Genomic DNA, 14,489 nt, shown 5'->3' with positions numbered 1-14,489 from the left:
CTTCCGGGTGTCGTTCGCTGCGCCTTGCCCGACCGGCTACCTTCTGCGAGTGGCACACGGGGAGGATCGGGGATGAGCAGCACTGCGACGCGGCCGGAAACGACTGCCGAGCCCCCACCGGAGGAATTTCGGGGCCGCAGCGGAATCGCCGGGCTGCTGGACCTGCCCGGCCAGGCGGTGCGAGCGGTCGTCAGATCGACGACCACGACGCCCGGCAAGCTTTCGCTGATCGCGGTCGCGCTGGTGCTGTTGTCGCTGGTGGCCGGGCTTGTCGGCGTGTTGTCCGTGAAAGACAAGGACAACACGATCAACGGCCTGATCGACCATCGCGAACCGCTCGCGGCGGCCGCGCAGCAGGTGTTCCGCTCGCTGTCGGACGCGGACGCGACCGCGGCCAGTGCTTTCCTTTCCGTCGGCACCGAACCGCCCGCGCTGCGGAAGCGGTACGAGCAGGACGTCGCCGAAGCGGGATCCGCGCTCGCCCGCGCGGCGTCGGACACCGCCGATGTCGGCGACGCCGCCCACCAGGTGGACATCCTGAACCAGAAGGTTCCGGTCTACACCGGGATCGTCGAAACCGCGCGCGCGAACAACCGGCAGGGTTTCCCGTCCGGCGCTTCGTATCTGCGCGAGGCTTCGCAGCTGATGCGCTCGACGATCCTTCCCGCCGCGGACGCGCTCTACAAAGCGCACACCCAGAAGCTTTCCGACGAGCAGGACAGCAGCAGCGACGTGCCGTGGGCGGCCGTCGCGCTGGTCCTCGTGCTCCTCGCGGCGCTCGTGGTCGCGCAGATCTACTTGACCCGGCGGACAAACCGCGTGCTGAACATCGGGCTGCTCGTGGCCACCGGCTGCATCGTGCTGTCGCTGCTGTGGGGCGCGGTCGCGCTCGTCGTGCAGGGCAGTCTCGTCGCGACCGGGCGCACCGACGGCACTTCGCAGGTCGACATCCTGGTGCGGGCCCGGATCTACGCCCTGCAGGCACGCGCGGACGAAACCCTCACGCTGGTCGCGCGCGGCGACGGCGGCGCGTACGAACAGCAGTTCATCAAGCTGGCCGAAAACCTCGTCGGCGCTGACGGCAAGGGCGGCCTGCTCGGCCAGGCGCGCGACCTCGCGTCCGGCACCGCGGGCGAGAAGAAGATCGAAGCGGCGGAACAGGCCGCGCGCGAATGGTCGCTGGCCCACCTTCAGGTGCGCCGCCTCGACGACGGCGGGCAGTACCAGGAGGCGGTGGACTTCGCGACGAGCGTCAGCCAGAACAGCGCCGCCGCGGCGTTCGCCCGGCTCGACACGAACCTGCAAGCCGCGATCGACGTCTGCCGGCAGGAATTCCTCGACAGCACCAGATCCGGCGACAACGCGCTCACCGCGCTCGCGGCGGGCGTCGGCGTGCTGGCGGTGCTCGCCGCGGGCGGCGCGACAGTCGGCGTGCGAGAGAGATTGAGGGAGTACCGGTGATCCGGTCGCGGCACTTCGTCCGGACTGCCGTACTCGCGGTGGTCGCGGTTCTCGCCGCCGCCTGCGGGACGGCGGACCAGCCGATGGAGGCCGCGCCGGTCACCGACGCGGCCTGGCCGACTCCGGCGGGCGTCGGCGGCCCCGACGCCGCGGCCGGCGGCGACTCCGACACCAGCTGCAACCCGCTCGCCAGCCTCGCGCCGAATGGTCTGGACACCTCCGGGCCGAGCCTGCAGAAGATCAAAGCGCGCGGGAAACTCATCGCGGGCGTCGACCAGACGACCTACCTCTTCGGCTTCCGGAATCCGAAGACCGGCAAGCTCGAAGGCTTCGACATCGACCTGGTCAACGAGATCGCCAAAGCGATTTTCGGTTCCGACGGGCACGTGCAGTACCGGGCGATCACGTCGTCGCAGCGCGAGACGGTGCTCAAGGAGCACCAGGTCGACGTGGTGGTCCGGACCTACAGCATCACCTGCGCCCGCCGCAAGCAGGTGCAGTTCTCGTCGGTGTACTACGTGGCCGGGCAGAAGATTCTGGTGCCGAAGTCGTCGAACGCGCAGTCGCTGACCGACCTCGCCGGGAAGCGCGTGTGCGCGGCGGCGAAGTCGACCTCGCTCGCGAAGATCGCCACCGACCCGGCCAAACCGGTCGCGGTGTCGGTGCCGAACTGGTCGGACTGCCTGGTGATGCTGCAGCAGGGCCAGGTCGACGCGGTGTCCACGGACGACACGATCCTGGCCGGCATGGCCGCGCAGGACCCGACGGTGAAGGTCGCGGGGGACCCGATGACCCAGGAGAATTACGGCGTCGGGGTCCCGAAGGACGAGGAAGATCTGGTCCGCTTCGTGAACGCGGTGCTGGACAAGATCCGCGGCGACGGCACCTGGGCGAGCAGTTACCAGAACTGGGTCGGCGCGCGGCTGGGGCCGGCGAACCCGCCGTCCCCGCAATACGGCTGACCGGCCGGTCTTGCGGCGCCGGCGCCGCGCAAGTTGTACTTTTTGAGCGGCAGGTTTGCCGCGGGGAGCTCGGGAGGTAGTTGTGTCGGAGGAGGCGCGCCGTCCTCGGCACGCAGCACCGGAGGGGGACGGCGACCAGGCGAAAGCCGCGGACCAGCCGTCCGGGCGAGGCGAGGCGGCCGACGCTTCGTGGACTCCGCCGCCGCCGGTGCGCTGGGACACCCCGGAACCGTCGGTGTCCGGGCGGCTCAACCCGCAGCCGGATCCCGACGCCGAGACGTTGATCAACGCTCCCGTGCAGCGTCCGCAGGGCGGGCAACCCGGGCAGCAGCGGCCGTCCGGTCCCGGGGCTCCGCAGGGTCAGGCGCAGCAGGCAGGGCAGCCCGGTCAACCGGGGCAGGCAGGACAGCCTTCGCAGCCAGGGCAGTCGAGTCAGCCCGCGCAGCCGGGCCAGGCCGGTCAGCCGCCGTGGACGCAGGGCCGTCCGGCTCCGCGTGGCGGCCAGCCGATGCCGCCGCAAGGCCGTCCGCCCACCCAAGGCCAGCCGTATCCAGCCGCGCCAGGCCAGCCCGCGCCGCCGTCGCAGGGCCAGCCGTATCCGCCGCAGTCGCGTACCGGGCAGCGACCCCCGCCGAACCGCCCGCAACAGGCTCAGCAGGCCCAGGGCACGCAGGGAAACCGTCCGTCGAGGCCGCCGGAGAACCGCGCCACCGGACCGAACTCCGGCCCGATCCCGATGGGCGCGGCGCAGGGCCAGCGTCCCGTTGAGGGCGGCGAAGCCCCCACTCGTCCGCCGGGCGACCTCGCGCCGGTGATCCTGCCGCAGTCGAACCAGCCGGTCGCTCCGGTCGACCCGGCCGCGCCGATGCCGACCAGCGTGCTGGCCAGCCCGACGCCGCACACCCAGAGCATCATGCCGCCGACTCCGCGCGTGGCCCCCGCTGACGGCGGCCCGCTGCCCGACCACGGCACGGACAGCGTCCTGCCGTCGGGCGGCAGCGAAGGCCACGGCACCGGCACCCACGGTTCGCAGGGCTCGCAAGGCACCGGCACCGGAACCGGCTCGTTCCCCGGCACCTCCCGGCGCACCGGCTCGCGCGGCACCCGCCGGTCCCGGCGCGGACGGCTCGGCGCTGGTCTCATCGACGTGCCGCCGGTGCCCTATCGCGATCCCTCGACCGCCGTGCTGGCGAACCCGGTGGTGGCCGAGGACAAGCGGTTCTGCGGCAACTGCAGCGCGAAGGTCGGCCGCGGCAAGGACGGCCAGCCCGGCGAGCCCGAGGGCACTTGCGAGAAGTGCGGCACGGCGTTCTCGTTCATCGCGAAGCTGAAGGCGCACGAGGTCGTCGGCGGCCAGTACGAGGTGCTCGGCGCGCTCGCCTACGGCGGTCTCGGCTGGATTTACCTGGCCAAGGACCACAACGTGTCCGACCGCTGGGTCGTGCTGAAGGGCCTCATCGACACCGGCGACTCCACCGCGATGGCCGCCGCGGCGAACGAACAGCGATTCCTCGCCGAAGTCGAGCACCCGAACATCGTCAAGATCCACAACTTCGTGCAGCATCCGGACGCGCAGACCGGCAACGCCGTCGGCTACATCGTCATGGAGTACGTCGGCGGCCAGTCGCTGCGCCAGCTCGCGCTGCAGCACCACCGGGAGAGCAACCGGCCAGAGCCGCTGCCGATCGGCCAGGTAATCGCGTACGGCCTGGAGATTCTGCCCGCGCTCGGCTATCTGCACGGCCAGGGCCTGCTGTACTGCGACCTCAAGCCGGACAACGTCATCCAGACCCGCGAGCAGCTCAAGCTGATCGACCTCGGCGCGGTGCGGCGGATCGACGACTACGAGAGCCCGCTGTTCTTCACCACCGGTTACAGCGCTCCCGAGCTGGCGTCGCACGGCGCTTCGGTGTCTTCGGATCTGTACACGGTCGGCCGGACGCTGGCGGTGCTGAGCTTCGAGTTCGCCGGGTACACGCGCGAGTTCAAGAACACGCTGCCCGGGCCCGACGCGGTGCCGTTGTTCGCGCTTTTCGGGTCGTATTACCGGTTCCTGAAGCGCGCCACGCACGCTGATCCGGATCGGCGGTTCATCGCTGCCGATGACATGGCTGACCAGCTGACCGGTGTGCTGCGCGAGATCATGGCGCTGGGCACCGGTCAACCGCGGCCAGCCGCGTCGACGGTGTTCGGGCCGGAGAGCCGGACTTTCGGCGTCCACCTGGTGGTGCCGGAGCAGGGCGAGCGGGTGCCGTTGCCGGATGCTGCCGAGGTTGTCGCCGGTCTGCCGATCCCGCAGGTGGACACGGACGACCCGGCTGCCGGTGTGCTCGCCACGACTACTGCGCTTGATCCGCACGAGGCGATCGAGGCGCTGGCTACCGCGCCGCGTGAGTCGATCGAGGTGCGGTTGCGGATTGTCCGGGCGCGGATTGAGCTGGGCGAGTTCGTGGAGGCGCAGCGGCAATTGCAGGCTGCGCAGTATCTGGCGATCCGGCACGGGTTCCCGCACGACTGGCGGATTGACTGGTACCGCGGGCTGATCGAGCTGGCCGGCGGTCGGCCGCGAGTCGCGCACGTGGCGTTCGACGCGGTTTACGACGACCTGCCCGGCGAGATCGCACCGAAGCTGGCGCTGGCGGTCAGTGCTGAGGGCGTTGGGGATTACTTCGGTGCCGCCCGGTTTTATGAGCTGGTTTGGCGGACTGACCGGACGTATGTGAGTGCTGCGTTCGGATTGGCGCGGGTTTATCTGGCGCAGGGCGCGCGGGAGAGCGCGGTCGAGGTGCTGGAAGGGGTTCCGGCTACCTCGACGCATTACGTGGACGCTCAGGTTGCGGCGATCAAGATCAAGACGCGCGCACAAGGCGTTGGCACGGGCGAACACCCGACTGTCACCGAGGGCGACCTCGTCGATGCGTCGGGTCGGTTGCAGCGGCTCAACCTCGACGCCGAGCGGCACACGCGGCTCAGTGCGGAGGTCCTTGAAGCGGCCTATGACTGGCTGAAGGTGCCGAACCAGACGAAGCCGGTCACGACGGCGAAGGTGCTCGGCTGTGAACTGGAGGAGCGTGACGTCCGCTTCGGACTGGAGCGCTGCTACCGGTCGCTGGCCCGGCTCACCGACAATACGACCGACCGGATCGCGCTGGTGGACCGCGCCAACGCCATCCGACCCCGCACCCTCACCTAGGGCCCTCGTGAGTGTTTATGCCGGTTCTAACCGGCATAAACACTCACGACCAGGTCAGGGGTTGATGTCCCACTCGCGCTTGTTGCGCCGATGCTGCTCGGCGAGTTTCTCCAGCGCCTGCGGGTCGCCGTGCGTACTGAAGTGCTCGAACCCCACCGCGATGAACACCGCCCGGGCATTCACCGCGACCGGCCCGTCGGCGGCATCCAGGTGCCCGTCCGCGCTCACGTAGATCTTCCGGCCGGCGACGCCGTCCAGCCGGGCCTCGATGTACAGCGTGGATCCGACCGGCACTGGGCGGCGGAAGTCCGTCTCCAGCTTCCCCGTCACCGCGGGGCGGTGCAGCAGGTTCCCGACCGTCGAGCCGAGAGCCTCGTCGAACGCGCACGCCAGCAAGCCGCCGTGCGCGAGCCCGGGCGCACCCTGGTGCGCGGACGTCACGGTGAACTTCGAGTGCACCGTGTAACCCTCGCCGATGGCTGAGCGCAGGTGCAGGCCGTCGTCCACCTCGTCGCCGCAGCCGAAGCATTCGGCGAAGTGGGCGCCTAGCTCAGTGCCGGGTACGGGGGCTTTCGGGTGGATCTCCGGCGGCTCCACCGGCACGGGCGGCCACGGGCCGGAAACAGGACTCATGGGACGACGTTAACCCGGCGGAAGGACCCGTCGGCACCCGCCCTGACCGGCGCGGCCGCATTTCCTCAGCGCAGGGTAGTCGGAAAATTCCGCACGGTAGAAATTTCGCGACTCACCCTGCCAGCTTGGTTCAACGGGTCAAGACTGGGGAAATGTGCTCCAACGGATGGACCGGGACGTGTGCAGGAGGAGGTCACCGCCGGGATGAGTGAGCCAAAGACGGGGAAACCCGAGGTCGATCAGAGAACAGTCAAACGCGCGGTGATCGCGTCCGCGATGGGTAATGCGACCGAGTGGTACGACTACGGCGTATTCACCTCGGGCGCGATCGCGACGAGTATCGGAACACTGTTCTTCCCCGGTGAGGGCAACGCGGTGCTGAAATCGCTTGCCCTGCTGGCCGTCGGCTTCATCGTACGGCCGTTCGGCGGAGCGTTCTTCGGCCCGTTGGGGGACAAGCTCGGCAGGCAGAAGGTTCTCGCCCTCACCATTTTGCTGATGTCCGGCTGCACCTTCCTGGTCGGCGTGCTGCCGACGTATTCAGGCGGGTACAGCATGGGCATCGCGGCGCCGATCGCGATCTTGTTGCTGCGGCTCATCCAGGGCTTCTCGACCGGCGGCGAGTACGGCGGCGCGGCGACGTTCATCGCGGAATACGCGCCGACGAAACGGCGTGGTTTCTTCGGTTCCTTCCTGGAGATGGGCACCCTGGCCGGCTACGTGCTCGGCAACTCGGTCGTGCTGATCACTTACCTGTCGCTGTCGACCGAGCAGTTCGACTCGTGGGGCTGGCGGATTCCGTTCTTCATCGCGCTTCCGATCGGTGCGATCGGTCTCTACCTGCGGTCGAAGCTCGAGGACACGCCGGAGTTCCGCAGGCTCGAGGCGGCGGGCGAGAAGTCGGAGAAGGCTCCGCTCAAGGAGACGATCCAGCGCAACTGGCGGATGATCCTGAACCTGATCGGCATCGTGCTGCTGCTGAACATCGCCGACTACATGCTGCTCACGACGATGCCGACGTATTTCACCGACACTCTGCACATCGGCGACACCGAGTCCAGCCTGATCATCATCGGGGTGGAGATCGTGCAGTTCGCGCTGCTGATCCCGCTGGGTTCGCTGTCCGACCGGATCGGCCGGAAACCCTTGCTGCTCACCGCGGCCATCGGGTTCATCGTGCTGAGCTGGCCCAGCATCAAGCTGATGCAGAGCGGCAGCCTGCTGTGGCTGATCGTCGGCTTCCTGGTCGTGGCGATCCTGCTGGCGCTGATGCTGGCGGTCATCGGCTCGACGTTCCCGGCGATGTTCCCGACGCGCGTGCGGTACGGCTCGTTCGCGATCGGCTACAACATCTCGACGTCGCTGTTCGGCGGCACCTGCGGCGTGATCGTCACGGCGTTGATCGGCAGCACCGGCAACGCGGACTGGCCGGCGTACTACTTGATCATCGCGGCCCTCATCGCGCTGGTCCCGATCATCAAGATCCCGGAGACGGCCCGGGTGCCGATCGAGGAGATCGACACCGCGGACACCGGCGGCAAGCTCGCCGGCGCCAGCAAGTGAGCGTCTGAGCTCACAAGAAAACCGCCCTCCGTCCATTGAGGACAGAGGGCGGTTTTCTTTGCGAAGTCAGCTGTTCTGCGTCGCCTCGACCGCCTGCGGAGCGAAGCGCTTGCGGGCCCAAGCTGCCAGGCCACCGGCGACCACGACGGCAACAACGGTTTCGATCATCAGTGCAACGAGCACCATGGTGCTTCCTCCTCAGGTTCTCGGGCCGGCCAATCGTGTGCCGGCTGAGCGACTGGTTCGACGACCGCTCCGGCCGCCACTGAGAACATCGCCCCGAAAGCCCGGGATATTTCGTCGAAAACCCACTTGATCTGGTGACGTCCGCCACTCTTGCCAGGAAAGCGTTTCAGCCGGAGGTCGGGCTGGGTAACGACGCGGTTCCCGCAGGTGAACGCAGGGATGCGGGAGCCCGTTCACTGGTGGTCGGATACGCCCGCGGCGGTTGCGCGGGCCGCGAGGTTCCCGCCCGCTGTCCGGGCTCCGTCGGCGGTTGCTTGTCCGGAGTGCCCGGGCTCACCTCCGGACCGGGCGCGGGCGCGTGCAACGGGTCCGTCGAGGTCTTCACCGGCCCGGCCGGACTGGACGGGGCGGGCGAGACGGTGGCGAGTCCCGGCCCGGCGGGCATGACCGGCGGCTGCTCGGTCCCGCGGCTGCCCACCGCGAGACCGGCCACCACGATCACCGCGACCGTCGCGGCGGAGCTTCCCGCGACCGCCCAGCGCTTGCGCTTCCGGCGGAGGGCGGCACCGCGGACGATCACGTCGGCGGCGTCGACCCGCATCGGCGGGCCGTCCGGCGTCTGCGCGAACAAGGCGCGCACAGCTTCGTCGTCTTCGGAGACCATCTCGTTCACCTCCTTCCCGGGACGGGCAGTGCCTCGAAATGCGGGCCCAGCCGGGTCCGCAAGGTGGCCAGACCGCGCGCGGCCTGGCTCTTCACGGTGCCAGTCCGGCAGCCGAGCGCCGCGGCGGTCTCCTCGACGGACAGGTCCTCGAAGTACCGCAGCACCAGCACCGCGCGCTGGCGCGGGGCCAACGCGGCGAGTGCCTGCTGGATCAGCTGGTCGTGCTCAGTCTCGGCGACAGGAGCCGGGACGTCGGGCGGTGCGTCGGTGAGCCGCTCCCGTTTCCAGCGGCTGCGGCGGTTTTCCGCGAGGAAAGTGCGCAGCACGATTTTGCGCGCGTAAGCGTCGAGCGCGTCGTGCCGGGCCAGCCGCGGCCAGGCGAGGTACAGCTTGAGCAGCGCCGCCTGTGCGAGATCCTCGGCCCGGTGCCAATCCCCGCAAAGCAGGTAAGCAGTGGACCGCAGGCTGTGCGCGCGCTCGCCGAAGTACCGGGCGAACTCGCCGTCCCACGGCGAGCTCGGCCCGGACGCCGGACTGGAGCGGGAGGGCACCGGGTGATCAGCCCCAGACCGAGGGCAGGTGCAGGTCGCCGGTCGGGCCCGCGGGCACCGCGGTCGGGACGCGCTTGGACTTCGCGGGCTGACCCGGCGCGGCGACCTTCGGCGCGGCCGGGGCGGCGGTGGTCTGCCGGTCAGTGGGCGCCGGGGCCGGGGCGGCGGTGGGCCGCTCGGCCGGAGCGGTCTTCGTCGGGGCCGGCTGCGCCGACGGCGGGGCGTCCGCGGCGAAAGCGACCGCGCCGCCGGTCAGCGCGCCTCCGGCGAGCAGCAGCGAACCGATGGCGAGAGCGAAGCGAACACGCACGAGTTTCCTCCTGGTTCCACGAGCGCCGGGTGGCGCTTGTCTGCTCTAGTCATGCGGCCGGCGCTCGCCGGGGTTGCATCGGGTTTTCTTTTTCCGGCCGGGACACGCGAACGGCCGGGAGCGTTCGAGAGCTCCCGGCCGTCCGGTGGTGCTTGTTCGGTTCTCGGTTACGCGGACAGCGCCGACAGCTTGGTCCACGACGCCCAGTCGTAGGTCCAGTCGCTGTAGTCGCCGTCCTTCGCGCCCAGCTGCTGGGTGCTGCCGGAGATCTCCACCGGATCGCCGGGAAGGACGCTGTCGTAGTAGATCTTCGCGTTCGCCGGCGACAGGTTGAGGCAGCCGTGCGAGATGTTCTTCTTGCCCTGCGCCCAGATCGACCCCGCGAGACCGTGGATGAACTCGCCGTTGTTGGAGATCCGGACCGCCCACGGCACGTTCACGTCGGTGTAGTTGTAGCGCGGGTTGCTCATCGAGTACGTCGCGTGCCTCGACATCACCACGTGCGTGCCGCTGTGCGTGACGCGGCCCGGGTCGGAGTCGAGGCCGTAGCTCACCGGGAAGTCCATGACCTGCTGGCCGTCGCGGATGACCTGCATGGTGTGTTCCTGGGTGTTGCCCTTGACGATCTGCGAGCGGCCGATGGTGAAGCTCGCGGAGACGTCCTGCTTGCCGTAGACGCCGTCGCCCATCGAAACGCCGTAGATGTTGGCCGAGACGACGACCTTCGTGTTCGGCTTGAAGTACTCCTTCGGCCGCCAGTGCACTGAAGTGTCGCCGTTGAGCCACGCCCAGGCGCCCTCGGTCTTCGGCGTGGTTTCCACCGACAGCGCGCGCTCGACGGACGCCTTGTCCTTGACCGCGCTCGGGAACGTGAGCGCGATCGGCATCGCGATGCCGTAGGTCTGCCCGTCGCCGACGTTCAGGCTGCCCTGCATCTGGCGGCGCGGCTTGACCGTGGTGAACGAGCCGTTGATCTGGACCTGCTTGCCGTCCTCGCCGGTGGCCTGGCCGGACCAGGTGTAGGTCTTGCCGTAGCCGAGGTCTTCGGTGCTGCTCCAGCTCTTCTTGTCCGGAGAGGGTTGCCCCTGCACCTGTTTGCCGTCGGCGTTGGTGAGCGTGACCGCTCCGATGGTGCCGTTGGCGACGGTCACCTTCGCCGGTTGGCCCGGAGCCACGTCGCCCGCCCCGGATGCCGGCGTGATCGCCACGGCCGCCGCTTTCGCGGGCGTGGCCGGTGCCTCGGTAGGCCCGCCGCCCGCGGTCCCGCCCGCGTTCACGCTCGACCCGCCGCCGCTGCACGCCCCGAGCGTGAGCGCGGCGACCAAGCCAAGCACCGCGACGCCGGCCCGGCGGCGTGCGAAGTGTCGGATAGTCACACCGATCCCCAATCTCCCCTTAGTACCCCGAACACCCAGACGTCCCGAGATGCCTTCACGTTCACCGGAAAAGGGGTGACCAGCATCACACTGCACCGAGTGACCATTACGGAGGCGGCTCGACCGACCGCGCACTGTGCATCACCGAACTGCGCTGGGTGTACTGGATCAGAGTAGCCGCGGGGTCCGACAGCGCTGCGTAGGCGGCGATACGACGTTCCGGTGATGCGCGCACGATGGAACCGATCCTTGCGATCAACGGGGTTCAGATTTGGTGAGATCCCGGTAGGCTGCTGACCAGGCCGTCGTTTTGCGTGTTCGTGGCTTCACACTCGCGGAACTTCTGACGCGAGCCGTGGGGCCGAAAAGCTCTTCGCTCGTCTCGTTGGAACCGCCCGGGACGGCCTGGGTGCCGCTTCGGTGGCATTCGAAGCGGATCTGTTACGAGGAGTACAGCGGTGGCGCAAGGCACTGTGAAGTGGTTCAACGCGGAGAAGGGCTTCGGCTTCATCGCGCAGGACGGCGGCGAAGGCGACGTTTTCGTGCACTACTCGGAGATCGAGGGACGCGGCTTCCGCACCCTCGAGGAGAACCAGCGAGTGGAGTTCGAGGTCGGCCAGGGGCAGAAGGGCCCGCAGGCCCAGAAGGTCCGCGCGATCTGAGTCAGGCCCGCGCGTTTTCTCAGGCCTGAAAGAAGGGCCCCGACGGGATTTCCCGTCGGGGCCTTTTTTCATTGCGGGTTCCGTTGTGGGGAATGTTTGGAGCGACGGTTATCGCGGCTGACCCTGGGGTGGTGTTGGGGCGGCGGTTCGGTGGTCGTTGGTTGGGGTCCGCTGGCTGAGTGCCGGTCGGGGTGGCTGGTCGGGTGCGCCACGGCTTGATCAGGTTCGGGCGGTTGGCGGGCTGCCCGGGCCAGGGGAATGCGGCCGGGGCCTGGTTCGGCTGGGGTTTGGAGAGCTCGACCGCGGCCCGGTTCGGCTGGGGTTCGTGGAGTGCGGCTGCGGTCTGGCTCGGCTGAGGCCGGGGAACGCGCTGCGGCCTGGTTCGGCGGGTTCGATGCGGGCGGATCTCGGCCGGGTTGGGCACGGATGGGCGACGCCGGATCGGTTGGTTGCTTCGACTGTGAGTGGGTGCCGCCGAGTTGACTCGATCGGGTGGCCGTGGGGCGTTGATGACCGGGCGACTTGGGCTGGTTGCCGGGTTTCGCGGCTTGGTTGAGGGCCTGGGCCGGTCGCCCTCGCCGGAGTCGGCTGCCTGAGCCGGCGGCCGGGATCCGGCCGCCAGGGTTGGCGGCGGAGTTGGTCGCCGGTGTCGGCGGCCGGTGTCGATTGCCGGGATAGGCGGCTGCCGGGATAGGCGGCGCGAATCGGCTGGCCAAGTTGGCTGCCCGAGTTGGCGGTCGGGGTCGGTTGCGCGAGTTGCTGCCCGAGTTGGGGGTCGGGGTCGGTTGGTTGCACGAGTTGCTGCCCGAGTTGGGGGTCGGGGTCGGTTGGTTGCACGAGTTGCTGCCGGAGTCTGCGGGCGGAGTTGGTTCGCCGAGTTCGGTTGCCCGAGTTGAGGCGGGAAGTCGGCTGCCCGAGCTGGAGGCCGGAGTTGGCTGACGGGCCCCCGCGGTTGGCGGCGATCGCGGGTCTCGCCGTGGGGCGATCTGATGTGCGCCTAGTCCAGCGCGCCGCCGCGACGCCCTGCCGCGCCGCCGCGACGTCCTGCCGCGCCGCCGCCACGCCGCGGCGGGCACCCTCCCTCAGCGCCCCCGCACCTCCATCGCGCCGGGCTGCCGGACTGCGGTTGCACCACGCTGTCGGCTTCCCCCGCTTGCCTGCGTCCCCTCGCCGCGTTTCCCGTCGCTTCCTTGCGTCCCCTCGCGGCGCGTCCGCCCCTCCTCGCGAGCCCGTGCCCGTCCGCCGCGAACTATCAACCAGGCCGTCGGCACCACAGCCAAGACATCCGCAGGCGAATCCGGGAAGCGTCCCGCCCACCGGGAACCCCGGCCGTCCGGCGACCCCGGAAAAGGGAAAACCCCCGGCCGTCGGGGGAAGCCGGGGGTTTTCGTTCAGGGGGCGGGGATCAGCGTCCGACGAGGGGCTGTTCGAAGGTCTCCGCCGGGAAGTGGAACTCGTCGGTCATGGCGTCGGAGTGGCGGCGCTCCTGGGCGGAGGTGGCCTGGCCCTCCCACGAGAGGCGCTCCAGGATCCATTCCTGCGCCAGGGCCTGCGGGGTCAGGTTCCTGGCGACGGCGATGTCCTTGAGCTGCTGGCTGGCGATGAGGTTCATGCGCAGCTGGTAGACCTGCGCGTCGCCGAAGCGGCTGCCGGTTCCGGTGCTCTCCGGGTCGGAGTCCGGGGCGAGCGCGGCGAGGTAGCTGGTGAGCTCCTTGTCCTCGACGACTTCGTCGCCGGCGACCTTGGCGGCATTGCGATGCCGCCCGCTCGAGACGGCTTTGAGATTCGTGCGGCTGCTGAGGCGGCCGAGGGAGGGAAGAGGCACGCGGTCACGATAACGGTTGGGTCTCGGCAAAGAAACCACTGTGAGCCACGACACACGCATTTCCGTGCTCGGCCAGCCCAATTTGATCACCTGTTCAGCCCAGTCGGTAAACGCATTTCGCGACTGTCTGTTGATCAGGAGTACGGAGAGTAGATCCGCAGGTCAGTGCCGGTGTGCGGAAATGGAGAGACCCCCGCGCCAGGGGGAGGAACGCGGGGGTCGGAGGGGATCTCCACAGGCGCTGACCGGGGGTGTGTCAGCAACACCGATTGTTGCACGAGTTCCGGGGATCGGCGAGGGGAAGCCGGGAGAAATCGTTCTGCGCGATCTTGGAATGCTTTACCAGGGAAGCTTCGGAGCGTGTTCGCAGGTTCACTCTCCGGGGGGCTGCCGGTGCTGCTCGCCGCTGGTTAGCCTCGCGGCCAGTTGTTGCGAACCGCATGGAGGGGCCATGAGCGGATCGGTCGAAGTTCGTCAGTTCCTCCTTCGGTACGAAGGTGCCGACGGGGGAAGCACGTCACTGTCCGGCGGCGTGCCGGCACAGCGCGGGCCATCGGAAGGGCAACGGGTCTCCGACGACCAGGTCCGCCGGGCCCGGCTCGCTGTCGCGGCCGGCGCGCTGGACGTGGAGGACTGCATGCAATTGCTGGAGATGCTCGGGCTGAGTCCGGGCGACGACGGTCAGGCACCCGTGCAGCGCTGACCCATCGTCGGTACGTGCTGTCGTGTCCGCCGGTCTTGGCGCGGGCTCGTAGGCGTGGCTTGGTCTCGGCGCGCGGGCCCGTCTCCGGCGTAGAGTGGCGTGGCACACACCGATCGTCCGGAGCGGCTTCGGACGGGCTGATCGGCGTCGCACGGTGCGGTCAGGTCGTCGGCGCGGACGTTGTCGCAGGTCGGAGGCTCGCTGACCGCTTAAGGAACCCCCGGTGCAAACCCCTTGGAACGTGCCCTATGCTTGTAATCGCTCCCAGGGGAACACCTGAGAGCGCGGTCGGTCGGTCCACCGAAACCGACCGGGCTCCCATCGTTCAGTGGCCTAGGACTCCGCCCTTTCAAGGCGGCAACGCGGGTTCGAATCCCGTTGGGAGTACGCAGTACCAGTA

At 69.1% G+C, this 14,489-nt stretch carries 12 protein-coding genes and 1 tRNA gene; 7 read left to right on the top strand and 6 right to left on the bottom strand.

Translation table 11 applies throughout. The features are described from left to right. The first annotated feature begins 72 nt into the window (after positions 1 to 72). The 3 genes from AB5I40_RS24575 (at position 73) to AB5I40_RS24565 (ending at position 5,616) form a co-directional block, all read left to right on the top strand. Complete coding sequence (locus AB5I40_RS24575; protein WP_370932410.1) at positions 73 to 1,461, top strand: hypothetical protein; 1,389 nt, start codon at positions 73 to 75, stop codon at positions 1,459 to 1,461. Continuing rightward, positions 1,458 to 2,423 carry a glutamate ABC transporter substrate-binding protein gene (locus AB5I40_RS24570; protein WP_370932409.1) on the top strand — a complete coding sequence of 322 codons (966 nt, stop codon included), beginning with the start codon at positions 1,458 to 1,460 and terminating at the stop codon, positions 2,421 to 2,423. The genes AB5I40_RS24575 and AB5I40_RS24570 overlap by 4 nt, the downstream gene beginning before the upstream one ends. A gap of 736 nt (positions 2,424 to 3,159) precedes the next feature. Then, complete coding sequence (locus tag AB5I40_RS24565; RefSeq protein ID WP_370940596.1) at positions 3,160 to 5,616, top strand: tetratricopeptide repeat protein; 2,457 nt, start codon at positions 3,160 to 3,162, stop codon at positions 5,614 to 5,616. Between the two features lie 54 nt (positions 5,617 to 5,670). Here the strand turns inward: AB5I40_RS24565 and AB5I40_RS24560 are convergent, their stop codons facing one another. Further along, positions 5,671 to 6,249 carry a PaaI family thioesterase gene (locus tag AB5I40_RS24560; protein ID WP_370932408.1) on the bottom strand — a complete coding sequence of 193 codons (579 nt, stop codon included), beginning with the start codon at positions 6,247 to 6,249 and terminating at the stop codon, positions 5,671 to 5,673. Between the two features lie 204 nt (positions 6,250 to 6,453). On the opposite strand from AB5I40_RS24560, the gene AB5I40_RS24555 reads away from it, so the two are divergent. Then, a complete protein-coding gene (locus AB5I40_RS24555; protein ID WP_370932407.1) occupies positions 6,454 to 7,812 on the top strand; it encodes an MFS transporter in 1,359 nt (452 codons plus the stop codon). 352 nt (positions 7,813 to 8,164) lie between these two features. Here the strand turns inward: AB5I40_RS24555 and AB5I40_RS24550 are convergent, their stop codons facing one another. The 4 genes from AB5I40_RS24550 to AB5I40_RS24535 all read right to left on the bottom strand — a co-directional run bounded on the left by AB5I40_RS24550 (position 8,165) and on the right by AB5I40_RS24535 (position 10,899). After that, positions 8,165 to 8,662, bottom strand: coding sequence for a hypothetical protein (locus tag AB5I40_RS24550; protein ID WP_370932406.1), 498 nt, complete (start codon positions 8,660 to 8,662; stop codon positions 8,165 to 8,167). Positions 8,663 to 8,667: 5 nt separating this feature from the next. After that, positions 8,668 to 9,213, bottom strand: a complete 546-nt coding sequence (locus AB5I40_RS24545; protein ID WP_370932405.1) for a SigE family RNA polymerase sigma factor — start codon at positions 9,211 to 9,213, stop codon at positions 8,668 to 8,670. A gap of 7 nt (positions 9,214 to 9,220) precedes the next feature. Next, positions 9,221 to 9,523 carry a hypothetical protein gene (locus AB5I40_RS24540; protein ID WP_370932404.1) on the bottom strand — a complete coding sequence of 101 codons (303 nt, stop codon included), beginning with the start codon at positions 9,521 to 9,523 and terminating at the stop codon, positions 9,221 to 9,223. A 167-nt stretch (positions 9,524 to 9,690) separates the two neighbouring features. Further along, the gene (locus AB5I40_RS24535; protein ID WP_370932403.1) at positions 9,691 to 10,899 is read right to left on the bottom strand and encodes an Ig-like domain-containing protein; all 1,209 of its coding nucleotides are present in this window, start codon (positions 10,897 to 10,899) and stop codon (positions 9,691 to 9,693) included. Positions 10,900 to 11,357: 458 nt separating this feature from the next. Here AB5I40_RS24535 and AB5I40_RS24530 point away from each other — a divergent pair, with 458 nt between their 5' ends. Continuing rightward, entirely contained in the window at positions 11,358 to 11,561 is a 204-nt protein-coding gene (locus tag AB5I40_RS24530; RefSeq protein ID WP_003097368.1) for a cold-shock protein, read from the top strand. 1,405 nt (positions 11,562 to 12,966) lie between these two features. Here the strand turns inward: AB5I40_RS24530 and AB5I40_RS24525 are convergent. Beyond that, positions 12,967 to 13,386 carry a hypothetical protein gene (locus tag AB5I40_RS24525; RefSeq protein WP_370932402.1) on the bottom strand — a complete coding sequence of 140 codons (420 nt, stop codon included), beginning with the start codon at positions 13,384 to 13,386 and terminating at the stop codon, positions 12,967 to 12,969. A 451-nt stretch (positions 13,387 to 13,837) separates the two neighbouring features. On the opposite strand from AB5I40_RS24525, the gene AB5I40_RS24520 reads away from it, so the two are divergent. Continuing rightward, entirely contained in the window at positions 13,838 to 14,089 is a 252-nt protein-coding gene (locus AB5I40_RS24520; RefSeq protein ID WP_370932401.1) for a hypothetical protein, read from the top strand. Between the two features lie 314 nt (positions 14,090 to 14,403). Then, positions 14,404 to 14,476, top strand: a tRNA-Glu gene (locus AB5I40_RS24515). Positions 14,477 to 14,489 lie beyond the last annotated feature (13 nt).

The organism is Amycolatopsis sp. cg13 (genome assembly GCF_041346965.1).
Lineage (GTDB): Bacteria > Actinomycetota > Actinomycetes > Mycobacteriales > Pseudonocardiaceae > Amycolatopsis.
The sequence above is the reverse complement of the archived record's forward strand: the minus strand, read 5'-3'. Positions and strand labels throughout refer to the sequence as shown.

What these genes read in the sequence shown, in the direction of transcription:
- AB5I40_RS24575 (WP_370932410.1), top strand. Translation starts at nt 73, where the DNA reads ATGAGCAGCACTGCGACGCGGCCGGAAACGACTGCCGAGCCCCCACCG.
- AB5I40_RS24565 (WP_370940596.1), top strand. Translation starts at nt 3,160, where the DNA reads ATGGGCGCGGCGCAGGGCCAGCGTCCCGTTGAGGGCGGCGAAGCCCCC.
- AB5I40_RS24560 (WP_370932408.1), bottom strand. Translation starts at nt 6,249, where the DNA reads ATGAGTCCTGTTTCCGGCCCGTGGCCGCCCGTGCCGGTGGAGCCGCCG.
- AB5I40_RS24555 (WP_370932407.1), top strand. Translation starts at nt 6,454, where the DNA reads ATGAGTGAGCCAAAGACGGGGAAACCCGAGGTCGATCAGAGAACAGTC.
- AB5I40_RS24550 (WP_370932406.1), bottom strand. Translation starts at nt 8,662, where the DNA reads ATGGTCTCCGAAGACGACGAAGCTGTGCGCGCCTTGTTCGCGCAGACG.
- AB5I40_RS24520 (WP_370932401.1), top strand. Translation starts at nt 13,838, where the DNA reads ATGAGCGGATCGGTCGAAGTTCGTCAGTTCCTCCTTCGGTACGAAGGT.